Source organism: Gammaproteobacteria bacterium (assembly GCA_041395725.1).
Taxonomy (GTDB): domain Bacteria; phylum Pseudomonadota; class Gammaproteobacteria; order Pseudomonadales; family Pseudohongiellaceae; genus NORP240.
In genome coordinates this window covers 2,465,433-2,489,553 of sequence record JAWKZW010000001.1, presented here as the reverse complement: position 1 = coordinate 2,489,553, position 24,121 = coordinate 2,465,433, and the positions used below count along the sequence as shown (strand labels likewise).

General features: G+C 56.8%; 17 protein-coding genes. 11 read left to right on the top strand and 6 right to left on the bottom strand.

Annotated features, from left to right (window positions below):
* Positions 1–18: 18 nt before the first annotated feature.
* Positions 19–360, bottom strand: coding sequence for a hypothetical protein (locus tag R3F50_10950; protein MEZ5490824.1), 342 nt, complete (start codon positions 358–360; stop codon positions 19–21).
* Positions 361–629: 269 nt separating this feature from the next.
* Here R3F50_10950 and R3F50_10945 point away from each other — a divergent pair, with 269 nt between their 5' ends.
* The 5 genes from R3F50_10945 (at position 630) to R3F50_10925 (ending at position 9,605) form a co-directional block, all read left to right on the top strand.
* Positions 630–1,130, top strand: a complete 501-nt coding sequence (locus tag R3F50_10945) for a hypothetical protein (GenBank protein MEZ5490823.1) — start codon at positions 630–632, stop codon at positions 1,128–1,130.
* Between the two features lie 206 nt (positions 1,131–1,336).
* Entirely contained in the window at positions 1,337–2,506 is a 1,170-nt protein-coding gene (locus tag R3F50_10940) for a M14-type cytosolic carboxypeptidase (GenBank protein ID MEZ5490822.1), read from the top strand.
* 820 nt (positions 2,507–3,326) lie between these two features.
* Positions 3,327–5,507, top strand: a complete 2,181-nt coding sequence (locus tag R3F50_10935) for a TonB-dependent receptor plug domain-containing protein (protein ID MEZ5490821.1) — start codon at positions 3,327–3,329, stop codon at positions 5,505–5,507.
* A gap of 343 nt (positions 5,508–5,850) precedes the next feature.
* A complete protein-coding gene (locus R3F50_10930; protein ID MEZ5490820.1) occupies positions 5,851–8,583 on the top strand; it encodes a cation-transporting P-type ATPase in 2,733 nt (910 codons plus the stop codon).
* Between the two features lie 248 nt (positions 8,584–8,831).
* Positions 8,832–9,605 carry a hypothetical protein gene (locus R3F50_10925; GenBank protein MEZ5490819.1) on the top strand — a complete coding sequence of 258 codons (774 nt, stop codon included), beginning with the start codon at positions 8,832–8,834 and terminating at the stop codon, positions 9,603–9,605.
* A gap of 33 nt (positions 9,606–9,638) precedes the next feature.
* On the opposite strand, the gene R3F50_10920 is transcribed toward R3F50_10925, so the two are convergent.
* Complete coding sequence (locus R3F50_10920; protein ID MEZ5490818.1) at positions 9,639–10,145, bottom strand: DUF1993 domain-containing protein; 507 nt, start codon at positions 10,143–10,145, stop codon at positions 9,639–9,641.
* A 432-nt stretch (positions 10,146–10,577) separates the two neighbouring features.
* On the opposite strand from R3F50_10920, the gene R3F50_10915 reads away from it, so the two are divergent.
* The 6 genes from R3F50_10915 to R3F50_10890 all read left to right on the top strand — a co-directional run bounded on the left by R3F50_10915 (position 10,578) and on the right by R3F50_10890 (position 16,996).
* Positions 10,578–11,297 carry a hypothetical protein gene (locus R3F50_10915; GenBank protein MEZ5490817.1) on the top strand — a complete coding sequence of 240 codons (720 nt, stop codon included), beginning with the start codon at positions 10,578–10,580 and terminating at the stop codon, positions 11,295–11,297.
* Between the two features lie 648 nt (positions 11,298–11,945).
* Complete coding sequence (locus tag R3F50_10910) at positions 11,946–13,073, top strand: peptidyl-alpha-hydroxyglycine alpha-amidating lyase family protein (GenBank protein MEZ5490816.1); 1,128 nt, start codon at positions 11,946–11,948, stop codon at positions 13,071–13,073.
* Between the two features lie 113 nt (positions 13,074–13,186).
* Positions 13,187–14,545: a POT family MFS transporter gene (locus tag R3F50_10905; GenBank protein MEZ5490815.1), complete on the top strand. Its 1,359-nt coding sequence runs from the start codon at positions 13,187–13,189 to the stop codon at positions 14,543–14,545.
* 213 nt (positions 14,546–14,758) lie between these two features.
* Positions 14,759–16,003 carry an aminotransferase class III-fold pyridoxal phosphate-dependent enzyme gene (locus R3F50_10900; GenBank protein MEZ5490814.1) on the top strand — a complete coding sequence of 415 codons (1,245 nt, stop codon included), beginning with the start codon at positions 14,759–14,761 and terminating at the stop codon, positions 16,001–16,003.
* Positions 15,984–16,289 (top strand): hypothetical protein, encoded by a 306-nt coding sequence (locus R3F50_10895; protein ID MEZ5490813.1) that lies wholly within the window; start codon positions 15,984–15,986, stop codon positions 16,287–16,289. The genes R3F50_10900 and R3F50_10895 overlap by 20 nt, the downstream gene beginning before the upstream one ends.
* 17 nt (positions 16,290–16,306) lie before the next feature.
* Positions 16,307–16,996: a sulfotransferase gene (locus tag R3F50_10890; protein MEZ5490812.1), complete on the top strand. Its 690-nt coding sequence runs from the start codon at positions 16,307–16,309 to the stop codon at positions 16,994–16,996.
* A 67-nt stretch (positions 16,997–17,063) separates the two neighbouring features.
* Here the strand turns inward: R3F50_10890 and R3F50_10885 are convergent, their stop codons facing one another.
* The 4 genes from R3F50_10885 to R3F50_10870 all read right to left on the bottom strand — a co-directional run bounded on the left by R3F50_10885 (position 17,064) and on the right by R3F50_10870 (position 23,731).
* Positions 17,064–18,281, bottom strand: coding sequence for a serine hydrolase (locus R3F50_10885; GenBank protein ID MEZ5490811.1), 1,218 nt, complete (start codon positions 18,279–18,281; stop codon positions 17,064–17,066).
* A gap of 40 nt (positions 18,282–18,321) precedes the next feature.
* On the bottom strand, positions 18,322–20,532 hold the full coding sequence (locus R3F50_10880) for a transferrin receptor-like dimerization domain-containing protein (protein MEZ5490810.1): 2,211 nt from the start codon (positions 20,530–20,532) through the stop codon (positions 18,322–18,324).
* A gap of 838 nt (positions 20,533–21,370) precedes the next feature.
* The gene (locus R3F50_10875) at positions 21,371–22,207 is read right to left on the bottom strand and encodes a methyltransferase domain-containing protein (GenBank protein MEZ5490809.1); all 837 of its coding nucleotides are present in this window, start codon (positions 22,205–22,207) and stop codon (positions 21,371–21,373) included.
* Positions 22,208–22,438: 231 nt separating this feature from the next.
* Positions 22,439–23,731 carry an AAA family ATPase gene (locus tag R3F50_10870; protein ID MEZ5490808.1) on the bottom strand — a complete coding sequence of 431 codons (1,293 nt, stop codon included), beginning with the start codon at positions 23,729–23,731 and terminating at the stop codon, positions 22,439–22,441.
* Positions 23,732–24,121: the final 390 nt, after the last annotated feature.

Here is a 24,121-nt window from a genome sequence, read left to right as displayed (position 1 = left end):
CTGGCCTGACACCTGGTCTCAGTCAACTCGCCGGTTGATCCTGCGACCCTGGCGGTCAAGGCCGCGATCAATACGGTCGCCGCGACGATCAAGGCGCCGGTCGATCACATCGCCCTTGCGATCAAGTCGATCCGACAGCCGTTCCCGTCCAGCCAGGTCGGCCTGCCGTGACTTACGGTCCAGCCGACGATCGATCCGGTCACCCTGCTGGTCCAGGTGTCGCTCGATACGATCACCGCGGTTGTCCAGCCGTCGCTCAATGCGATCCCCGCGGTCGTCGGTTGCATCAGTCTGGGCCATCCCCGCCTGGGAATAGACTGAAAGTCCAAGAATGGCAACTGTAGCTGTCAGTAATTTCATAATCTGTCTCCTGTTACTGTTTTCATCGCGTCGTGCGACATTTTCAGGTGCACTGGGTTTTTTACCTGTCAGGGTTTTCAACGTGCCAACAGGGGACTGGTTGACAGTTGCTTTGTACCGATTGGACGACCAATCAGCCGACATCCCATTAAATCTCTGGCACCCGGGCGTTTGTCGATTTCAGACTGTTTAACCTATACTCTGCGCAAGCGGGTCTGAGTACCTGACCGCCACCTCGGCATTACCATCAATCTTTGAGGAACCCAACGATGCGACATCTTACCCATTTGTCACTGGCATGCCTGACCCTGGTTGTTGCCTTTTCCGGGATGAATCCGCTGCAGGCTCAGACTGACAGCATGCAAGCCCGCGTAAGCGCTGAGGCTGCGGCGCATATGGCTCTGTATTACCGCTACTTCTCGGAACGCAATATGGACGCGATGCCTGATGAGGTCTTTACGGTTCCATGGATGACCTATGGCGCCAATGGCATCAACATGAGCCTGAACCGCGCGGAGGCTCTGGTTGGCTGGCAACGTTCTCTTATCGGTCTGCTGCAGCGGGGGTGGGATCATTCCGAGTTCACAGTCGAGAATGTCTGCGTCCTCAACGAGGGCATGGCGATCGTAAGTGGCTATAACACCCGCTACGCCGAAGACAACACCGAGATGTCCGTCGGCAGTCTGGTCTACTTTCTGGGCAGAACCGACGCCGGCTGGCGCATCACCGGTTACACCAGCGTGGAGGCCGGCAAACTGGTCTCCTGCTGAGGTTTGCAACCCAGACAACACTCAGACTATTCACGCGGCGCGACTCCCGGGTGGCACCTCCTAGTCACCGCGTTTTTCATACCTGCAGACTCACCAGCGCCGAACGCGCTGCGGCTGTTGAGCAAAGGAAACCTTGGATACGCGATGGTGCACAGCGGACACATACCAGAATCACACTGCGCTCAGTAAAACGGACTTCGGACAATATGAACGTAAGCAGCAATTTTGACGGTGGCAATATTTCGGTATTATCCAGCGACAACAGCAATGCTATTCGCCTGGAAATAATTCCTGACAACCAGTCCGAATTTTTCCAATGGTTCTATTTCCGCCTGACTGGCGCCCGGGGAGTTTCCTGCAGAATTCATATTGTGAACGCAGGTCAGGCCACCTATCCAGACGGCTTCAGGAATTACCGGGTGGTTTATTCCTATGATCGTCAGACCTGGTTACGCCATCCAACTGAATTCCGTGACGGGATCCTGAGCATCGATTTTCTGGCGGAGCACGATAGCGTTTATTTCAGTTACTTTGCGCCTTACTCGATGGAGCGACACCATGATCTGATCGCCAGGGCAGCCTGCTCTGGGCTGACATCCCTCACGCGTCTGGGTACGACACTGGATGGGCAGGATCTGGACCTGTTAACAATACAGGACCCCGCGAGCGTTACACCGGGCAGACCATTGAAAAACTGCTGGTTTATGGCCAGACAGCATCCGGGCGAGACCATGGCCGAATGGTGGATGGAGGGCTTACTCGATTGTCTGCTGAATCCGGACGACCCGCTTGCCGGAAGCCTGTTGGAGCAATGCCGCTTTTATGTGGTACCGAACATGAACCCCGACGGCAGTCGCCGGGGGCATTTACGCTGCAATGCCGCAGGGCGGAACCTGAACCGGGAGTGGCAGAATCCCAGCATGGAATACAGCCCGGAGGTTTATCTGGTGAAACAGAAAATGTCTGAAACCGGGGTGGATTTTTTCATGGACATCCACGGCGATGAATCACTGCCCTATTGTTTTATCGCCGGCACAGAAGGCCTGGCTGACTGGAATGAGGATGACCAGCAGGCGCTGGACTTTTTCAAAAACACCCTGGCCGGCCTCAACAGGGATTTTCAGACTGAGCAGGGGTATGGACGGAAAAACCCTGGCGAAGCCAACATGGGCATGAGCACTTCGCAGACCGCCTCACTGCACGGCTGCCTGGCGATGACTCTGGAAATGCCATTCAAAGATACTACGGCGACCCCGGATTCTGAGTTCGGCTGGTCACCGGAACGCAGCAGAAAGCTGGCTTATTCCTGCCTGCAGACTCTGCAAGCTTTTCTGGATCGTCCTTCCCTGAATTCACCCTGGGGAACCTCTGATTGATGATGGTTTTCAGGCGGGCGTATATTGGAGAGAGGGACATGGAGAGAGGGACGCGTTGTGGCTTCGAGCGGCGTAGTCGGCAGGGAGTTCGGTGGGCTGCGGACAGCGCCCGTCCCGGGTCCCCTCACTCTAAGGAGCCTCTGAGTAATTACCACAATGCTCTGGCCTTCAGACGAGTCTGCTGGCAAGGCGCATTGCCGCCGGCATGCGTCGGCCTGTCAAGGCAGTGCAACGAAGCAAGCGGGCTTGCCTGAAGGCCCCTCCGGGCGGGGCCTGTCCTTGATTGCAGCCCACCGAACTCCCGCCGACCACGCCTCGGCGCTAAGCGGGAGCCAACATTCAGCGACTTCGACGAAAACGGAAGTAATTGCTAATCGAATTAAAAGCGAAGCTGGGAAGTAAGCGCGGTAGCGCTCTTGCATCAATCCACCGAGGATGGAATCCCGCACCGAGCCCCACCCCGGGGGAACCTGCCGACGGAGCGATCAAAACGCAGCACCGACTGACCGAGGGAGACCGTTTTCCAGGGCTCCCGACCGAGGGAGGGAATCCCGGAGGGATGCGCGTTGCTCCGTCGGCAGGTTCCCCCGGGGTGGGGCGATCTCAAAAAAGAACTAAAACAACAACCAGAATACCCCCGCCACGGGGCAATCCAGAATAAAACCCATGAATAAGCACAAATTAAGAGCGAGGCACCAACGCTCCCCATAAAATCTTGACACTTTGTAACAGCCATGCGGTGTTTCGCTCAATTGCCGGTACAATCGACCGTTTCTAATCAGTCTGCCCGCCTGGCAGGGCCCCATACCGGAACTGAACAATGATGCAATCTGACCGACCAGTGCATTGGCTCACCACCCTGGCCTCTGTCGTGACCCTGACCCTGGCCTGCGCCTTGTCTCCCGCCGCGATAGCCCAGGACATCTCCGACGATGGCTCCACGGTCATCTATCCCGCCAGCTATTTCGACCAGTGGGTGCCGATTACTGCACAGGATATGCTCAATCGGATACCGGGGCAGACCAGCGGGGGCGGGCCTGGCGGCGGGCCCGGTGGCGGCAACCCCTCCAGCGGTGGTCGCGGCCTTGGCAGCAGCAGCGGCGGCACGGACATACTCATCGACGGCAAGCGCACCGCCGGCAAGAATGCCCAGGCCGGTGGGCTGTTAAGCCGGATACCGGCCGATCAGGTGCAGGAAATACAGATCATTCGCGGCACCTCTGGCGAACTCGATGTCCGGGGCAGCGGGCAGGTAATCAACGTGGTGCTGTTCGAGGCCCTGTCCACTAACAGTATTTCCTGGGATGCAACAGCAACCTTGTCTCAGGACGAGACCGTGACACCTAACGCCTCTGTCGCTCTGAGTGGCCAGAGCGGTGGATTGAACTATCTGTTCAGCCTGCGCAGTAACCCGAACTATACTCACACCGTAACCTACGAGCACAGCATCCTTGCGGATTTTCTCCCCAACGACACCATCGATGAAGACCGCATCAACGAGCGCGACAACAACGAGCTGAGCATGAACCTGAGTTACGCTCTCTCGCCCCGGAGCAGCGTACGCATGAACGCCCTGTATGCAGTGCAGGATTCTCCCAGCACGGTGGATCGGATTACCCGCAATCTGCGCACCACCCCGGAAACCCTAACCGTCGAAAAGGAAGACAACCCCTTCGACCGCGACAACTGGGAGATTGGCGGTGACTACGAATTTACCCGGGACAATGGTAACCGCTTCAAGCTGCTGGGCATCGCCAACCAGAACAATCAGAATTCCACCCGCCAGCGCTTCAAGCTGCAGGACGACGGGCTGTTCCAGAAAAACCTGTACCTGAATACCGACAGTGTGACCGAAGAGCGTATCCTGCGCAGCTCCTATACCATGGATATCCTTTCCGAGCAGAATATTGAATTCGGTGTCGAACGGGCCCAGACCATACTCGATTCCCGGCTCGCCCTGGGCCTGCTCAGCGCCACCGGCACCCCGTCCGACGTGGTGGGGGGGCTGGTGCCTCAGAATATATCCAATGCAAATTCCCGGGTGGAGGAAATCCGCTATGAGCCGTTTCTGATTCATAACTGGACTCTGTCTCCAAAGCTCTCTCTGGAATCTACTCTGCTGTATGAAGTTTCAGAGATTTCTCAGTCCGGTGACGTCACCAACAAGCGTGATTTCACCTTCTTCAAGCCAAAAATGGACCTTCGCTACGACCTGACCCCGACCTTACAACTTCGGGGCACAATCGAACGGATCGTCAACCAGCTCAGTTTTTCCGATTTCGTCGCCGCCAACGATGAACAGGACAACGACCGCAACACGGTTGCCGGCAACGCCCAGCTGCGTCAGCAGACTCAATGGCGTTACAGTTTTAACACCGAGTATCGACTGCCGAATGATGTCGGCGTGCTGAATGGCCAACTTTTCTATGCCGATCACCAGGATGTTATTGACCGCATCGATGTCTCGCCTTCAGACGACAACCTCCAGTCGGCCAATGGTAATATCGGCGATGGCAGGGAGTACGGGGTTGACCTGTCTGCCAGTGTTCGAATGGGCCTGATCGGGCTGCCCAACCTGCTGGTCTCGCCATCGCTGCTGGTACAGGACTCGCAGGTAACCGACCCCTTTCTGGGTATAGAACGACGCTTCCAGTCGCACATGCGGGGTCAGTTCAGACTCACTCTGCGCCATGATATCCCCGAATGGCGGTTCAACTGGGGTTTCCAGAATTTCGACCGTATCGATGGCGGCCTGTTCCGTTACGATGTGGACGACATCGAGTTCGAGATTGGCGACCCGCGCTACAACCTGTTCGCCGAATTAAGAGACAGCCGCGGTCTGACTTACCGGGTGGATGTTCAGAACGCCAGTAACAACGTCAGATGTCGTAGACGAACGCGCTTTGTCGGGCGCATTGCGGATGAAATTCTGGAAGAGATCGAGAATCAATGCAGCAATACGGGGCTGGATTTCAGCCTGAAAGTCAGTGGCACGTTTTAGGGAACCTCTTGGTAATTAGGGAATAGCAACCTTTCCGGGGGTATCAAATATCGCGGTATTCCTGGTCCGGGTTATCTCGTTAACAACGTCAGCAAGTTACCGTGTTTCGCCAGCATGGTGTCGGCCGCAGACCTGTCGGACCTGCATAAGAACCTGAAAGAATACCGTAAAATTACAACGCAGGAGCCGCTGAGCGATTGCTGCCTGACAGCGGAATCCACTGCCTCCCGCAGGTTACAGACGAAATCTCCCGTTACACCAAGGGTGTACTTTGTTACGCTTTCGGTGCTCAGTGTTATTTTCATCCCGCCAGCAACGGGCTTTCGGATTTTTCGCTGCCACCATGACCGCGCAACAGGAAAGAGAGACGCAGCAGCATAAGTGGCACGCAATACCGGCTGAGACCAGTCTTGCGCTATTGAGCAGCAGCGCTGACGGCCTGTCCAGGGCTGAGGCTGAGAAGCGACTCAGCGCTTATGGGCCTAACACCCTGCCAAGAACACCACCCCGCAGCCTGTTGCTGCGTATCTTCTCGCACTTCAATAACATCCTGATCTATGTCCTGATCATTACCGGCTTCATTACCCTCACCCTTAACCATTTTTTAGACTCAATGGTCATATTTTCCGTGGTGGTCGCCAATGCGATTATCGGCTTTCTTCAGGAAGGTAAGGCGCAGCGGGCAATGCTTGCCATTCAGAAAATCCTTGCCATTCGTGCCTCGGTTGTCCGTGACGGTGAGCGTTCTACTATCGAGGGCGAGCAGCTGGTACCCGGCGACATTGTTCTGCTGGAGGCCGGCGATAGGGTTCCGGCAGATCTGCGCCTGCTGACCAGCAACGGCCTGCAGATTCAGGAATCGATTCTCACCGGAGAGTCGGTACCGGTAAATAAAGCTGAGGTTCCTGGTGACGAGAATGCCGCCCTCGGTGACCGGGTCTGCATGGCTTTCAGCGGCACCAGCGTCACCAGCGGCCAGGGCACAGGGGTCGTCGTAGCCACCGGTACCGGGACGGAGATTGGTCGTATCGGCGGCCTGCTGGGCGAAGTCGAGCCTCTGACCACACCCCTGCTGATACAGATGAATCGCTTCGCCAGGTGGCTGACGGCGGTGATTATCGGGGTCGCTTTGTTTCTTCTCGGCTACGGCTATCTGATATCGGAGTTGGCTTTTACCGAGCTCTTCATGGCGGTGGTCGGGCTTTCCGTGGCGGCTATCCCGGAGGGCCTGCCGGCCGTCCTCACCATCACTCTTGCAGTTGGCGTACAGGCGATGGCCCGGCGCAAGGCCATCATCAGAAGGTTGCCCGCCATTGAGACACTTGGCTCCGTTTCCGTAATCTGCACGGATAAGACCGGCACGCTCACCCGTAACGAGATGATGGTTGTTACTGCCCACTCCCGGGACCAGGAATTTTCCCTGGATGGTCTCGGCTATCAGCCAGATGGCCGACTTCGCGTCGCAGACCAGCTGGTCGATGGCGCTGACCACCCTGTTATTGAAGAAATGAGCCGTGTGGCACTGCTGTGCAACGACGCCTCGATCCATAATCGTGAGGGCAGCTGGGAAGTGGAAGGCGACCCCATGGAGGGTGCACTGCTGGCATTTGCCGGTAAAGCGGGCCAGGAACTGAGCCAGGAAAAAGGCGATTGGCAGCGCACCGACGCAATCCCGTTTGATTCCAGCCATCGCTTCATGGCAACCCTGCATCATGACCAAAACGGCCATGGCTTCCTGTTCGTCAAAGGCGCCCCCGAGCAGATATTCTCGATGAGCCAGTTCGAACGAGGGAGTGACGGCTCGCTGCAGCCTTTCCGCTACGAAGCCTGGCATGAAACGGCGGAACAGATTGCATCCCGGGGACAACGGGTGCTGGCACTGGCAGTCAAACAGACAGCACCGGGGCAGACGGCACTGCAGCAAGACGACGTCAAACAGGGGCTGATACTGGTCGGCCTGGTGGGCCTCATAGATCCTCCCCGCCCTGAGGCAATCTCCGCCATCAAGGAATGTCGCAAGGCAGGGATACGCGTCAAAATGGTCACCGGCGATCACAAAGGGACTGCCGCGGCGATTGGCAAACAGATCGGTCTGGAGAATGCGAACGATGTGCTGACCGGCGTCGATCTGGACGCGATGACTGACGCTCAACTCTCGCAGCAGGTACTGGGTACCGACATTTTTGCCAGGACCAGCCCCGAGCATAAACTGCGCCTGGTAATGGCGCTGCAGGAGCATGGCATGGCAGTGGCCATGACCGGTGACGGCGTCAATGACGCGCCTGCCTTACGGCGTGCAGACACCGGTATCGCCATGGGCCGCAAGGGCAGCGAGGCCGCCAAGGAAGCGGCGGATTTCGTGCTGGCCGACGACAACTTTGCGACTATCGTGGCGGCAATACGCGAAGGCCGAACCGTCTACGATAACATCAAGAAAGTGATCAGCTGGACCTTACCCACCAGTGCCGGCGAAGCGCTCGTCATCATTGTTGCGCTTTTAATGGGCTCGACGCTGCCGATCTCTCCTATCCAGATTCTCTGGATCAATCTGATCAACACACCGACGTTAGGTCTGGCACTGGCATTCGAACCCACCGAAGACAGCACCATGAATAAGCCTCCACGTCGGCGGGGAGAACCGCTGCTGGGCAAAGACCTGGCCTGGCATATCGTCCTGGTGTCGGCCCTGTTTGTGATCAGCGTGCTGGCCGTGTTCAACTTTACAATTGAGGCCGGGCTGTCGGTGGAACTGGCCAGAACCCTGTCTCTTAACACGCTGGTGGTGCTGGAAATATTTCAACTGTTTTTTATCAGGAACATTTACGGCACCTCTCTTACCTGGCGGGCAGTAAAGGGGACACGGGCTGTCTGGATCACAGTTCTTGTGGTAGTTATTGCGCAACTCATCATGACTTACCTGCCAGTCATGCAGGCAATTTTTTCAACGCGCGCCGTGCCGCTCCATGCCGGGCTGATTACACTGGCTATCGGCGTGGTATTTTTTGCCATTGTCGAAATTGAGAAGCAGATCCGATTGCGGTTTTTCACCTCCAGAAACAGCACTGCTGCAAACTGATTTACCTCCCGGCATTGCGTCCCGCCCATGCCAGGCACCTGCTCTGCCTCCACCAATGCCGGCGCTGCCAGGCCTTTAATTGCAGCTGAATCGGTGTAATACTGCCCTTGATTGACGGACACTCCAGACCACAAGAATCACAATAATATTAATCACATAATAATCATAAAGAACCCTTCGGTCAGCCGCCGGTTGTCAGCACAGAGCTCTGCGGTAACCGGCCAGGGGGTTCCCAGGGCGGAGATCCTATGAAGAATACGAAACTTATACTTGTCATTCTCGTAGTTACCACCGCGGCAGTGCTGACTCTCCTGGTCCTTAGGGGCCCGGAAACAGAGCAACAGGCTGTCCGCAGCAGTACCGCATTGGCAGATTTCCGCGAGGAGGCTGCGGCTTCCGGGCAGGAGCAGGACGCAACAGCACCTGACGTGGCGGAAAGCGTCAATGCCGACGATCCCTCTTCTGACAATTCGACAGCCCTGTCCAACACGAATAATGATGCGGCAACCCTTGGGGCTGGTAATGCGCCCGCAACTCAGGCTGCCTCGCAAGCCGAAGCAACCGATCGCGATTCTGTCGCCGAGGATGACCCGGCTGCGCCCCGCCTCAGCCAGCAAGTGCTCGAGGTGGTGACCGAGGTTCAGGCACGGCAGCTGGATGGCCAGTGGGAGGAGGCTTTGAATGAAATGAACGCACTCTACCTCGCCTTCGACGAACTGAATCCGTTTGAACAGGCCACATTATTGAATTTTTATACCAATACCTTGCTGCAGTTGGAGATGTATCAGGAATCAATCTCAGCCTTTGACAGACTGCTTACCATCCCCGAGCTTCGCCCTGATGTAAACGCCCGCGCTATTCTGGCCCTGGGTCAGCTGCACAACCGGGTGGACGAGCCTGACGCAGCGGTCTCCTACTACGAGCAATGGCTTGCCTTCACTGCAGGAATGCCGGGGATGGAGCAGCAAACTCAAAGAGTCCAGCAGCTGCTCACCCAGGCGAGAGCGGCGACCGAAAGATGACGGCAGCCGCTCAGCTGGCGTTTCGACTGCCTGTCAGCTGGCGCCAAGGAAATCCGCTTTACCCACCTCTACACCCACGTGACGCAGAATGTTGTAGGTGGTGGTGGCATGGAAATACAGATTGGGGATCACCCATCCGTGCAGATACTCGAGCCCCGTAAAACTGAACTCGCGATCACCGGCCTTGATCGTAATCTGCCTGGTTTCACTGCCCTCAAACTGGTCGGGCTTCAAAGTCTCCAGAAACTCGATCGTCCTGGCTATTCTGGTTTGCAGCTCGTCGAACGTGACCTCTTCGTCGGCAAAACTCGGCACATCAACCCCTGCCAGGCGGGCCCCGGCGCCTTTAGCCATGTCGCAGGCAATCTGTACCTGCCGGGTAAGCGGGAACATATTCGGAAACAGGCGATAACCTGTCATCACCTTTTCATCGAAACCTTTCTCTTCGCTGTAGCTGGCTCCCTTCTTGAGCACACCGGCCAGATTCTGCAGGCTTCGCACTAAGAATGGGATGGAATTCTGGTACATCGATATGGACATGGTAACTCCCTGAAGTCTGATGGTTTGAAGGGAGGCAATCATGCGCTAAAGTGCCCCGGGCTGTCACTAGGGAAACCTCTGATTAACCAGAACCTGCTGGAGGCTGTCGGGCGCTACTGCGCCGCGTCGAGCGCAGGGAATGCCCGCCTGCCAAGCGCCACAGCGACGCTGTGGCGGGAAATCACAGCCGGATTTCGGGGCAGGAGACTGGACAACCCAGGCGCTGGAAGATAGCCTGAGCTCTAGTGTCCTGTCCGATTGATTCGTTGCTTTTCAGCGTGCCAGCCAAGGTTCCTGGCAAGGCGCGCCTTGCTGCTGAAGAGCAGCAACAGACAGACTGTATTCGGATGACTTGAACAACGCCTCGCTGTGTAGCGCCAGCAATTTTTCATTGAGGCTCCTTAAGAAAAACAGAAGAAAAACGGTAAGACTATGAATCCATTAAAATCTGCAATGTGCCTGCCACTCCTCCTCTCTCTCTGCCTGCCGGTAATACCTGCTTTTGGCGAAGAGGAATTACCCCATGCCTACCCACGCATCGGCGTTCGTACGCTGTTCGAGAATGACCGTGTATTCGCGTGGGATGTAACCTGGCTGCTTGACGTGGAACAGCCCTATCACCGGCATCGTTATGACATGGCTGCAGTGTATTTGCGCTACGGTCCCATTCGGGTTACCAGGCTGGACGGCTCGGAGAATCCCCAGACACCGCCGTTCAGAATTCCCAGACCATTCTTTCAGCCCGCCGGCGTTACTCACAAAGAAGAAGTGGTCGGGTTTCCGGAAGATGCACCCCAGCGCTGGGCAATCATGTTCGATCTCAAGGAGGTACTCGGGCGCAGCGCCGACATCCAGCCCGGGACGACAGCGGCGTTTCCTCGCGAAGGCGCGGAGCTGGCCATCGACAATGAACGGGTAATGGAATGGGTGCACGGCTGGGAAGAAGGCGTGGCAGGTGAGCTTGTTACCTACCCGAGAGACTCCGTACAGGTTATGACCGAACCGGGGATTCTGCAATTCACCTTTGAAAGCGGAGTCACCCTCACCGAGGCCTTTGCGGTCGGAAACGCCCGTTTCATTCCGGCCGGGACTGTGCGTGCGGAGAAAGCCGTATCCGGCTCGCCGGCGGCGGTCACGATCGAGCTTAAGTAGCTGACAGCTGCAGAATACTGCTCAGCACTGAGGCCATCCTGTTTACGGACGGCTATCCGGGGGTTTTCGCGCTATTTGCTAGGGAATCTCTGATTAATCAGAGGCTCCCCAAGCTTTCCGCCGTTCGAGCCTGCCTGGCAAATACCGCGGCGTTTGAACGCAGACAAGCTGCTACTGAACTAATACCAATGAACTAGTGCCAATGAACTATCATTACTGGACCACAAAGGTACCGATGTCAGAAAAGCACCTGGCCGCATTTCAATAAATATGTTTAAAATCAGACAGCTGCCAGACTTTCCCGGCTTCATCCCAGGCCCGACTCAGCCTCTCCTGAAGCCTACCTCCTGCGCTCCCGGGCACTGACTGATGGTGAGTTGAAAAACTGCTGCGTTTGCCAGACCTTCGGTAATGAACAGCTCTAGAAGCCCATGTACGCCCGATAAGTTACGCTTTCACATCCGTTCTGCCTCGTCCCGGCTGCGCTCATTACGTTTTTCAGCTGTCCAATTGACGGAAACGTGGCCAATTTACCCCGGCTGCCCGGTCGCCAGGAACAATCACCGCGCGCTGCACTGGACAATCCCCGGCGTGAGAGATACCTTTTGTCCCTCTTGCAAGCGAGACTAACAACAAGGAGAAGCCGTTATGCTGATTACTCGCGTTCTATTTCCCTCTCTGACACTGTCCCTGGCGTTGGCTGCCACAGGTACCGCCAGTGCCCAGAGTGCCAGCCTCATCACCGGGGAAGGCCTGCCCAATCCGAATCCCGTTGTGACCCGCAACTGGGGGCAATTGCCGGCCGGCCGCAACTGGGGGTCCACCGCCGGTATCGACATTGATCCCAACGATGGCCACATCTGGGCGTATGAGCGTTGCGGCGCCAGCAGCTTCGGCGGTGGCGTACCCGTAAACTGCGACACCAACCCGGTTGATCCCATTTTCAAGTTCAATCGTCACACCGGCGAGGTAATGGCTAACTTTGGTGGCGGCCTCATGCAGACGCCCCATGGCATTCACGCAGCCGGCGACGGCAGTGTCTGGGTGACAGACTTTGCAGCCAATGCCGATGGCACCAAGGGCCACCAGGTGCATAAATTCAGCGCCGATGGGCGGCTTCTTATGAGCCTGGGTGTTGCCGGCCAGCCGGGCAACGACAGCATACACTTCAACCAGCCCAATGACGTGATCGTCGGACCCGACGGCAGTATCTACGTGTCGGATGGCCACGACGGCCAGGGCATGACCAGCAATCAGGCGATGGAAGAAGGGCGTGCTACAGGGCGGACTGCCCGCATCATGAAGTTCGCTCCGAATGGGACTTTCATCAAGGAATGGGGTCAGATCGGCGTGCGGCACGGTGAATTCCGCACCCCCCATGCCATGGAATTCGACCCGTACGGCAGGCTCTGGGTAGCGGACCGTGGCAACCACAGGATCGAGATTTTCGACCAGGACGGTAATTACCTTGATTCCCGTTATGCCTATGGCCGTATCAGCGGCCTGTTCATTACCGCCGACAACATGGTGTATGCCATCGACTCAGAATCCGGCCCCACCAACCATGTTGGCTGGAAAAACGGTGTGCGGATCGGGCCCGTTGAAGAGGACCGTATCACCGCCTTTATTCCACCGTTCGAGCGACCGGACCGGGTTGGCCAAGGCACTGCCGGCGAAGGCGTTGCCGTGGATGCGGAAGGCAATGTTTACGCCGCCGAAGGCCCCAACTCCCTGAGCTGGGCGGGCGGTGCCTTTACCAAGTACTCCAAGCGCTAAGCTTCGGTGCTGTCGCGAATAACCCACACCTGCTGACGCCGGTGTGGGTTATTTCTTTCTGAGCCCGCAGAATCTTCTGCAGTAGCTCACTGGACACTGACTGGAACGCACCGATGCCAGGCTACCGTACCGCACCAGTTCCCTCTGACCGGATGCCTCGCGGGATTCCCTACATCATCGTCAATGATGTAGCGGAGCGATTCAGTTTCTACGGGGTTCGGGCAATACTGGTCATCTTCATGACTCAGTATTTAATGAATGGCGACGGTGTGCTGGACACGCTTTCCGAAGAGGACGCCACTTCCTACTTTCACCTTTTCACTGCAACCGCTTATTTTCTTCCCATCATCGGCGCCATTCTTGCCGACGCCTTTCTGGGGAAGTACCGGACCATCATTTTTCTCTCGCTGGTCTACTGTGCCGGGCATTTATCCCTGGCTGTGGACGAGACCCGGATCGGCCTGTTTCTCGGTTTAACCCTGATCGCGCTCGGCTCCGGCGGCATCAAGCCCTGTGTTGCATCCCATGTGGGCGATCAGTTTGGCCAGAGTAATCAGGGCCTGATGTCCCGCGCCTTCTCCTGGTATTACCTGGGGATAAACATCGGCTCCTCTACCTCGTCCCTGCTGATTCCCTGGCTGCTGAATGCCTATGGGCCCTCTGTCGCCTTTGGTGTGCCGGCGGGTTTCATGCTGATGGCCACCCTGACTTTCTGGCTGGGGCGCTACAAATTTGTCCACATACCCCCATCCGGTCCGTCCTATCTTAAAGAGATTACCGGCCCCGTGGGCCGGGATGTAATCAAGCGGCTGGTGTGGATCTACCTGCTGGTGGCGGCGTTCTGGTCACTGTTCGATCAGATGGGCAGTACCTGGGTGCTGCAGGCCCAGCAGATGGACAGAAATGTATTCGGTTACGAACTGCTGTCGGCACAGATACAGGCAGCCAATCCCTTTCTGATTATTCTGCTCATCCCGGTTTTCACCTACATCATTTATCCGGTTCTGGAACGCTTTGTCACACTTACCAGTGGACGCAAGATGTCAGCCGGTATGTTTCTGGCGGCCACTCCCTTCCTGGTGACAGCCTGGTGCGAACACCTAATCCAGGGCGGCGCCACCCCGCATATCGGCTGGCAATTACTGGCTTACTTTTTACTGACCAACGCCGAGGTCATGCTGGTGATCACCTGCATGGAGTTTTCCTACACCCAGGCACCGCGCCGCATGAAATCCCTGGTCATGTCGTTTTTCTACCTGTCGATATCCCTGGGCAACCTCTTTACCGCGGCGGTGAATCAGATTATTCAGAACCCCGATGGCACGACCAAACTGGAAGGGGCCTGGTACCACCTGTTTTTTGCCGGCTTCATGGGCACCGCAGCGATCGCCTTTGCCGTTTATATTTTTTTCTACCGGGAAGAACATATCGTGCAGGAGGAGCAACTCCCTGATGGTGTAGTTGCAATCTGAGGTTGCGATTCGGAGGGGCGATTGAAAGGGGCGATTGAAAGGGGCGATTGAAAGGCGCAACTGAAAGGTGCGGTCAGAAGTTGCGATTCAGGGTCGCGAATCAAATTCGCCTGAAGGCGACGCAGGGGGCGGTGATGTTTTTTCCGGGATTCCTGCATGCCGGCGCCGGCCCCGCCAACACCCGGTAGTAGAAAGGTTACAGGAGCAGCCCCTATGAGCATAGCCCCCTTCAGTTACGACAAGAGCAATGCCCTCTTCAATCGTGCCCGCAAGGTGATCCCCAATGGAATACCGGGTCATTTCAATCCGATTGTACAAAAGCCACATGGCCTGTATCCCTACTACTGCGCAGAAGCTGACGGGGCACGCTTCAAGGATGTTGACGGTAATGAATACATCGATCTGATGTGCGCCTACGGGCCGATGATACTGGGGTACGGGAACCCGGCTGTGGATGGCGCCTATCAGGCTCAGATGGCCCGTGCGGATACCTGCACACTGGCATCACCGGTTATGGTTGAACTGGCCGAATACCTGGTTGATCTGATCGATTTTGCCAATTGGGCTACTTTCGCCAAGAACGGCGCCGACGCCACCAACATGGCTGTTCTGATCGCCAGAGCGGCAACCGGGCGAACCGGGGTTATCGCCATTGAGGGGGGTTACCACGGCGTATCCCCGTGGATGCAGGCACCAGAGCGCGCGGGAATCTTTCCCGGGGATCATACCAATGTTCTGCGCATCCCCTGGAATGACCTGGGAGCCCTGCAACAGGCCCTCGAAACCAATCCAGGCCAGGTGGCTGCCTTCATCAGCTCACCCTACCACCACCCGGTCTACCAGGATAATGTCCTGCCTGAGCCGGGCTACTGGGCTGGCGTACACGCGCTGCTGGCAAAGCATGGCGTGGTATCGATCTGCGACGATGTGCGCAGCGGTTTTCGTATCCACATGAACGGATCCAATGAGTATTTCGGCTACCAGCCGGATATCAGCTGTTTCTGCAAGGCCATCGCCAACGGCTACCCGATCTCGGCCGTAGTCGGTCGCGACAGTCTGAAGGAAGCGGCCGCTGCGGTCTTTCAGACCGGCAGCTTCTGGTTTTCTGCCGGCCCCATGGCGGCAGCATTGGCGTGTCTGCAGGAGCTTTCACGCCTTGATGCGCCGGCTCGAATTCAGGCCACCGGCCAGAAACTGCTGGACGGCCTGGTGGAGATCGCCGCCGGACACGGTTACGAACTGAAAGTTTCAGGGATGGCTTCCATGCCCTACCTGAGAACAGAACACGAAGCCGGCATAGAGTTCCATCAGGCGCTGTGTGGCGAGTGCACCCGCCGCGGGCTTTTTATGACCTCCCATCACAACCTGTTTGTCTCGGCAGCACATACCGACGAAGACATTCAGCGCAGCTGGGAAATATTTGACTCGGCTATCAAAAATGTTGAATTCACTGGGTGATGATCAGCTACAAGAATACTTAAGGAGCCTCTTGTTAACGCTTTGTCACCCAATTGACACAGTGACTTCCGTTGACAGAGAAACTTCCATTGACATAGGAGCTTCCCGTGACAAAGGAGCTTCCCGTGACAAAGAAGCTTCTCTTGAAATAAAAGCCACCCTTGAAATAGGGAATTCCATTGAAATAACAACTTTAAACGCCAGACTGGCCGGAGAGCAGCAGGCCGACAGTAGAAATGCTGAACAGATCCATATTTATGCTGGAAGTCATGAATGTCTGAAATAAAAAGGAGCAAATCGACTATGGCTTTGAAAGTTATCGGTGCAGGCTTCGGAAGAACCGGCACCGCCTCCATAAAAATAGCCCTGGAAACACTGCTGGGGGCACCCTGTTATCACATGAGTGAGGTGCTTGGCCGGCACGGACATGTTGACCTATGGCTGGACGCTGCGGCCGGCAATCCAGACTGGGATGCGATCTTCGACGGCTATGTGGCGACAGTGGATTTCCCGGCTTCCAACTACTGGCGGGAGCTGGCGCAGGCTTACCCTGAAGCAAAAGTACTTCTCTCAGTGCGGGACGCTGAGCGCTGGTTCCAGTCGACCCGGGAAACGATCTTCAGCAGCACCCTGCAGGAGCTGAGCGAGGGCACTCGCTGGGGCGCCATGGTCAAAGCTACCATCGACGACAAACTGGGTTGCAGGATGGATGATCATGACGCATTGATCACCGCGTTCAATGCACACAATGCGGCGGTACGGGAGGGCATCGATCCAGACCGCCTGCTTGTTTACGAGGCAAGCCAGGGCTGGGCTCCCCTGTGTGAATTTCTTGACTGCAACCAGCCCGATACGGAATTCCCCAACGTCAATTCAAAAGAAGAATTTGAAGGAGTCTTCAACCTGCTCAGATCGCCTGCGGGAGCGAAGATAATGAACGGAGAAGGCATCGGGGAACGAACACTGCACAACGATATTTTCAGTAAAGACTGACAGGCGCTGCATCGCGTATGCAATTAAACCGGGGTCATTGGTCCACCTTTAAGGAGCCTCTGATTAATCAGAGGTTCCTTAAATATTCGGTCATCGCGGCGAACAGATCGTCGTCATCAATCACGTCCATCCCGGTGGGTTTTGATCTCGCACTTAACACAACGATAACCACCCGCTCGGCAGGATTCATGTAGATAGTCTGGCCGTGAATCCCAACCGCACTGAAAGCGCCTTCGTGAATCGAACCCGGCTCTGCCATAAACGGCCAGGTCATGTATCCATACGCGACAGTCCGATCGCCGTTGATAACAAATGGCTTCGATGCCTGGTCAACCCAGCCCTCGGGTAGAACGCGCTCACCCCTCACGATGCCATCGTTGATCAGAAAGAGACCAAACCGGCCGTAATCCCGCAAGGTCGCAGAAAACCCGCTGCCCCCGACTTCAACCCCGCCCGGAGATTCCAGCCACCAGGTGGCCGGGGCTTCCATGCCGAAGCGAGCCCAGATCTTTTCCGAAAGGTAGTCAGCAAGCGGCCTGTCGATTGCCGCGCGCAACAGTTCCCCGGCAATCTGAGTTTCGCCGGTGCTGTAATTGAATGCGGTGCCAGGTTCAGCCGCTCGGCCCAGTCTGGACATGACTTCCAGCATGCCGCCGGGCTGCTGGGCAATCTGCGCTTCCAGCAGCCGGCGCCGATCCGACGACGGATCCGTATAGGTTTCGTTCCAGGCCACGCCCGAACTCATATTCAGCACATTTCGAATCGTAGCCCCTTCATAGGCTGTCCCCATCAGTGCCGGCAGATAATCTGTGACTTGTGAATCAATGCTGTCAACAAGGCCGTCCTGAACGGCCGCGCCGATGAGTGTCGCGGTAATCGTTTTTGCCACCGACATTGACATCCACCTGGTCTGCTCGTTGTTGCCTAACTGATAGTTCTCAAAAACAACGGTGCCGTCCTTGATGGCAAGCAACCCAGCCACCCGATTGATGGCCATGTAGTCATAAAGATCGTAAGTATTTCCCTTCGATTCGAATACCAGCGAAAAGTCGGCCGGCTCGCTGCGTGGCAGGTTATGGATCCGGTCACCAGTGGGAACAGTCCTCGACGCGAACAGGCGGTCAATATTTCGATAGGTATTGACGGCCAGATCCGGGAAGAGGGCTCCGTCATACACCGCCCTGACACTGCCAATGGGCTCATTGGCATGGGGATAAGGCTCCTGGCCAACAACGACACAAGAGACCAGCGAAAATAACACGCCAACCAGATAGCCAATCTTCATATTCTTACTCCAATTTTTCGTGACGCGTTGAGAATGAGAGTCAGCGATCCGCCAAATCCCTGACCCGTGCCGCCATGCCGGAAATCACGTCGGCAGCCACAGCGATCTCTTCTTCAACCAGATCATACTGCCGCTCTTCTATGGCTTCTCTAACCCCGGGAATGGTCTTGACCCCATAACCGGTATAAAACCCGGGCGCATAGATATGATGGGTAAACCAGGGTCGGCCTGGCAGACCGTCATCGCGAGTCAGCTCCCGCTCACTGGTATAGAGTAATTTGTTCTCCGCCTCCGATGCAGGCAAGCCACTGGCTGCCACTGCTGCGTAGTCAGTCGCCGCCTTCTGCAGCGCATCCAGTGCGTTCTTCAGTGGTGCGAAGTTGAAATACGGCACTTCCGCTTTTTTACGCGGGGCCACCAGGCTGCGGGTCGGGTCCAGCGCCAGGTTGTAGACACCGGAGTCGATACGCGCATTGGTAGACAGGGTTTCCGCGCGCATGGATTCCGCAAGCTTCTCGATCTCATCCGTATAAAGACTGATATTGTCAGTCAGGCCGGTGAATTCGAAAGGCAGCCGTGACGCGTTAGCCAGACGCAGGGTGGCGCGGCCCGCAACCTGAGCCAGCGCGACGCCATACTCCATACCCGGATCACGGAACCGGGTGTAATGCTCGTAGGTATCGTACAGGGTGTGGTAGCTGCCATCCGCACCCTCACCGCCAAAGGCGATATTCAGCGAGGCAATACCCAGATGCTGAAGGAACGGCGAGTAGTCTGAACCCGATCCCAGCGGGCTGATGCGCATGTCGGCGCGGCTCTTCAACTCGGCGCGGGCGTCGGCACTGCCATTCACTTCGATGCGTGCGCGGCGTCTTTCCGCCACTGACACACCGGTCTGCGGATCCTGCACGTCGCGCATCACCTCGTTGGCCATCTTCTCCAGCACATGACTGCCGCCGATGTTAACGAAGCCGCGGCTGTTACCGTCGGTATTGATGTAAGCCACAGCCCGTTCGTCGAGTTCCGGAGCATGGTGCTCAACCCATTCGGTGGAGCCAATCAGGCCCTGCTCTTCCGAATCCCAGGCGGCATAGACCACTGTGCGCCTGGGCCCATTACCTTCGGCCGCCAGTTCCGCCAGCGCCTTGGCCTCGCCCATCAAAGCCACCAGCCCTGAAATAGGGTCGGCGGCGCCATGGTTCCAACCATCATGATGATTGCCACGAATGACCCATTGATCCGGAAACTCAGAGCCCTCGAGGCGCGCGATCACGTTATAGGCCGGCACCATATCCCAATTGAATTCAAGCTTCATGCGCACCTGTGCCGGGCCGGGACCAAGGTGGTAGGTGATCGGCAGACCACCACGCCATTCACTGGGTACCACTTCCCCACCCATTGCTGACAACAGCGGCAGTGCATCGCGGTAGGAAATCGGCAACACCGGAATTTTGGTAATGGTAGGCGCATCACTCCTGGCCAGACGTTCCGCGTCTTCAGTGGCACCAACAAAAGGCGTCAGGACATCGCCCGGGTAAGTGGGCATATCCATAACCGAGCCGCGCTGCACGGCACTCTCGTGCTTGAAAGGACCATCGGGGTAGGTATCACCCGCGCCGTAACCATCATCCGCCGGATCGGAATAGATAATTGTGCCGATTGCCCCCTTCTCTGCCGCCAGCTTGGGCTTGATACCGCGCCAGGACCCGCCATAGCGCGAGATAGCTATCTTGCCTTCAACGCTGATGCCATAGCGCTCGAGAATTTCATAGTCAGCCGGAGTACCGTAATTAACGAAGACCAGCTCCCCTTCTACTTCCCCATCGGTGGAAAAAGCATTGTAAGGCGGCAGCAGATCGTCAACCCGTGAGGTGCTGGGATCCTCTGGCAATGAGTCTTCTGTCAGCCCGGCCGTGTAACGGGTTGGAGCAATTAACTCCAGCTCCCGGGTGCGAGGCGAAGGGAACAGCACCTGGTATTCAGTGATCTCCACATCGTAGCCCCACTCCTCGAAGCGCTGCGCCACGAAATCCACTACCGCTCTGCCAGCGGCGGTCCCCACATGGTGCGGATCCCGGGAGAGAATACGTAACCATTCATCGAGGTCAGTGGCCGACAGACGGGAGTCGAAATCCGCCTCCAGCTCCAGCTGCGCGGCAGCGCCGGATTCGTCAAATCCCAGCAGAGACTGGGCATTGGCCATTCCGCTGAGGCAGACGCCAAGCCCGATGAACATCAACATACGCAACATAGTGGTTCTCTCCCTAACAAGTCTGCAGATGCAGCCAGTATCATGCCAAAGACTTGTGAATTGCAAACCGTTGCGGCCGGGGTGGTGCCTCTATTTGGATGTCCTGCCGGTCAGGAGCGGGTTGCAGCTTTTTGAGTCGGAGGTAGATTGGGGCACGGGTTGTGGCTTCGACAGGGACGAAAGTGACTGCAAATCTGAACCCGCAATGATGTTAACAAAGGGGAGTCGTCCCTTTCATCAATACACTAAGTTTGGAATTTCGCACCGAGCACCAGCCCGGGGGAGCCTGCCGACGGAGCGATCAAAACGCAGCACCGACTGACCGAAGGAGACCGCTTGCGGGCTCCTGACCGAGGGAGGGAATCCCGAAGGGATGCGCGTTGCTCCGTTGGCAGGCTCCCCCGGGCTGGGGCGGTCTCTAGAAAGGACTCCAATAAGAACCTCAAATCATCCTGAAAAAACTACAGCCAAAACCAACTGAGGAACCAGAAACCTATTCACCCGCGCTGCCGCAACCCTGAATAAAGGAACCTCTGATTAATTACCACAATGCTCTGCGGGAGTCTGTCGGGCGCTACCGCGAGGCGTCGTGCGCAGGGAATGGTCACTCACTCCCCTGCCAAGCGCGACAACCACGCAGTGGCGCCCGACAGGCCCGGATGAGGCAAGGTCGGCCCGGATCTGCACTATCACCTGCAGGCTCCATCCTGTCTTTTCTATTGGGCCCAAGGCACTGAAGATCGGGCGACCTTAGGCGGGCAACTGGCAAAGTCGCAACTCCTTTACTGCTCTGGACGGGAATTTATCCAACCGGCAGTTGATGGATTCCGGAGCCCTGCTAAATGCGCTCTAAGACGATGACATGATAACGGGTATAAGAGCGCTGCAAACAGACCTGCAGCGCAGTACCCCCCGCAAGATTCTGCCAGTAGGATCCGGGCAATGGAAGACGGGTCAGGTAGCTCAGAATAAACAGGAGCACCTTCGGAAACGACCTTGTATAGGCCGACAGGTCAATCGTCTCCACTAGCCGGAATCCCGCCTCACCCGCCAGCGCCAGTAATTCCTCGCGGCTTGGCAGCTGATTGATCTGCCAGCCACGGCGGAACTGCTGAATCCAGACGTTCGCCTCTGGCGGCAGATTCGAATCGACAAAATCATCGCAGATCACAAGCCGGCCGCCCGGCAACAGGGCATCCCGGGCCATGTTCAGGAACTGACCGGGATGCTGACAATGGACGAAGGATTCTATGGCACAGGCAGCATGGTACTTCTCGGGCGTCGTGAACGACTCAAAGCTGCCGGATACAAAGGTCACGTGATCCCCGCAACCTGACCGCTGTGCCCGTTCATTTGCCAACCGTATCTGGCTCTCACTGATACTGATGCCCAGCACATCGACACCCAGCCTGTAATACAGCCATGTTGCGGTGCCACCGACACCACAACCCAGATCTAACACACGCAGGGTATCGGGAAAGCGCTCGGCTAATGGCTGCACAAATTCAGCCACTCGTTCATTCAGGTACTGGAACGCCTGCTCTCGGCTGCTTACGCCCGGCGCCCAGATAGCCCGGTGAATGGCTGCCATATCACCACTGCCACCAAACCGCAGGAACTTGCCGGTATTGGCATCGTAGTAATTGGCAATGTCTGCATCCTTGGCGGGCGGCATAGACAGGTAGCTCGGTGGATTCTGTTGTAATTGGCTGGAGTGGATAGTGTGCGGGCCAGGTCAGGGGCCTTTGCTGAATTCCCGTAGCGCTTTACGCAAGGCTCTCTGATACAAGCAGTCAATCTTGCCGCAGGCATCGCAGTCTCTGCAAAGGATTCCTGTATAAGTCTTAGCTGCGCATCCCGACTCACAGGATACGCAATTATTGACCTCAATTATCCAACCCTGACATCAGATCCAGGGCGCATAGATAATGATAATGCTGGCGACAAGCAACACAACCAGTATCGAACAGGTTATCAATATCGACCAGTCCAACAGCACTCCCCAGATTGACCTGGATTTTCTCTGTCGCGCAGAGGCGGAATCCGGTTGCCTGCCCGGCGCCCGGTCAGCCTTCACCGCGGGGCGGGGCGGGCTTTTTTTTTTGATTTCCTGATTGGCCGCCTGAGATGCGCGGGTACTGACAGCCCCGTTCTGTGCTGGCCTGCGCCGCAATTCAGACACAGGGGCTACCTGGCCGGTACCGGAAGCTGCCCGGCGCTGCGTCTGGGCACCCGCTTCGCGGAGCCGGTTTTCGGCTTCCTTGCGCATAGCCTCTTTTTTCACGTTGCCTTTTTCTTGTTCGCCAGGGTCGTTACGCTCAGGGATGACTTCATCGAAAACATCCTTCACCTGGAAATCGCTTTCCGCAAAACTGTCTCCGGAGGCCAGCTTCTCGCTCTGTAGTTCCTGCACGACTTCGCGCACATCCGCTACGGTGACCTGGTGTCGATCCTCCACAGCACAATGCAGCAGCAGCCGGCTGCAGATCAGATTGATGCGACGGGGGATTCCTTCACTGAACTTGTAAACCAGCGGATAGACCGCTCTACTGATAGCGGGATCACCTCGCCAGCGCACGATTTCAAGGCGGTGACGGATGTAGGCTTCGGTTTCATCTTTCTCCAGTGGCTGCATATGACTGGCGGCAATGATGCGCTGATGCACCTGCTCCAGCCGAGGGCTGAGAATCAGCTCCCGCAACTCCGGCTGGCCCAGCAGAAAAATCTGCAGCAGCGGGCGGGATTCCACCTGAATATTGGTGAGAAGACGCAGCTCCTCCATGGCGGAGACCGACAGGTCCTGGGCCTCGTCAACAATCAGCAGGGCGCGGCGGCCATCTCGATGCCAGGTTTTCAGCTGCCTTGTCAGACGTTGCAGCAGTTCGCCTTTTTCTACCACCGACTCCGGAATGCCGAATTCGTAGGCCACTATCTTGAGCAAATCATCCGCCTGCAGCTGGGTACAGACCAGATTGGCGATACTGACCGGAGTATTGGCCAGATCATCCACCAGGGCACCGATCAGAGTCGTCTTGCCGGTGCCAGGCCGACCGGTGATCATCACGAAGCCTTCCGCCCGCATGAAGGCGTAATCCATATAGGCCCGCGCCTTGGTGTAGCCCTTGTGGGAATAGGCGAAACCGTGCTCGGGGCTCAGCCGGAAGGGCTCGGCACTGAGATTGTAATATTTCTGATACATGGTGCTTCCGTTACAGTCGAGCCCGCAGATCCATTGACCCCGAGCCTGACGAGCTGATCATAACACAGTGACGCCCGGGCACGTGCCCTCCCCGTCTCATCCCCGTCAAAGCCGCCAGTGGTTGGTGCCGACTGCCTGTGCGTCCCGCCGTTGTGTCCTGTCCGGGTTTTCCCGGGGCCCGGTAGAAGGCCTATCCAGGCCCAAGGAACTCAGTCGCACGGGCTGTTGTCAGGTCAGGAGAAAACCTGTAAAGCCCGTGCCGTGGCACTGGTCTCCAGCCACCCGGGGCTGCACAGTCCCTGAACTGGACAGGGAAGTGGTCAGACTAGCCCTGGTCGATTACTATGGCAGTCAGCGCCAGCGAAAGCGAAAGCACTTAGCCCTAACAAA

Coding starts and splice junctions, on each gene's coding strand:
- R3F50_10950 (MEZ5490824.1), bottom strand. CDS start 360: ATGAAATTACTGACAGCTACAGTTGCCATTCTTGGACTTTCAGTCTAT.
- R3F50_10870 (MEZ5490808.1), bottom strand. CDS start 23,731: ATGTATCAGAAATATTACAATCTCAGTGCCGAGCCCTTCCGGCTGAGC.
- R3F50_10935 (MEZ5490821.1), top strand. CDS start 3,327: ATGATGCAATCTGACCGACCAGTGCATTGGCTCACCACCCTGGCCTCT.
- R3F50_10945 (MEZ5490823.1), top strand. CDS start 630: ATGCGACATCTTACCCATTTGTCACTGGCATGCCTGACCCTGGTTGTT.
- R3F50_10915 (MEZ5490817.1), top strand. CDS start 10,578: ATGAATCCATTAAAATCTGCAATGTGCCTGCCACTCCTCCTCTCTCTC.
- R3F50_10890 (MEZ5490812.1), top strand. CDS start 16,307: ATGGCTTTGAAAGTTATCGGTGCAGGCTTCGGAAGAACCGGCACCGCC.
- R3F50_10875 (MEZ5490809.1), bottom strand. CDS start 22,207: ATGCCGCCCGCCAAGGATGCAGACATTGCCAATTACTACGATGCCAAT.
- R3F50_10895 (MEZ5490813.1), top strand. CDS start 15,984: ATGTTGAATTCACTGGGTGATGATCAGCTACAAGAATACTTAAGGAGC.
- R3F50_10905 (MEZ5490815.1), top strand. CDS start 13,187: ATGCCAGGCTACCGTACCGCACCAGTTCCCTCTGACCGGATGCCTCGC.
- R3F50_10880 (MEZ5490810.1), bottom strand. CDS start 20,532: ATGTTGCGTATGTTGATGTTCATCGGGCTTGGCGTCTGCCTCAGCGGA.
- R3F50_10925 (MEZ5490819.1), top strand. CDS start 8,832: ATGAAGAATACGAAACTTATACTTGTCATTCTCGTAGTTACCACCGCG.
- R3F50_10900 (MEZ5490814.1), top strand. CDS start 14,759: ATGAGCATAGCCCCCTTCAGTTACGACAAGAGCAATGCCCTCTTCAAT.
- R3F50_10920 (MEZ5490818.1), bottom strand. CDS start 10,145: ATGTCCATATCGATGTACCAGAATTCCATCCCATTCTTAGTGCGAAGC.
- R3F50_10910 (MEZ5490816.1), top strand. CDS start 11,946: ATGCTGATTACTCGCGTTCTATTTCCCTCTCTGACACTGTCCCTGGCG.
- R3F50_10930 (MEZ5490820.1), top strand. CDS start 5,851: ATGACCGCGCAACAGGAAAGAGAGACGCAGCAGCATAAGTGGCACGCA.
- R3F50_10940 (MEZ5490822.1), top strand. CDS start 1,337: ATGAACGTAAGCAGCAATTTTGACGGTGGCAATATTTCGGTATTATCC.
- R3F50_10885 (MEZ5490811.1), bottom strand. CDS start 18,281: ATGAAGATTGGCTATCTGGTTGGCGTGTTATTTTCGCTGGTCTCTTGT.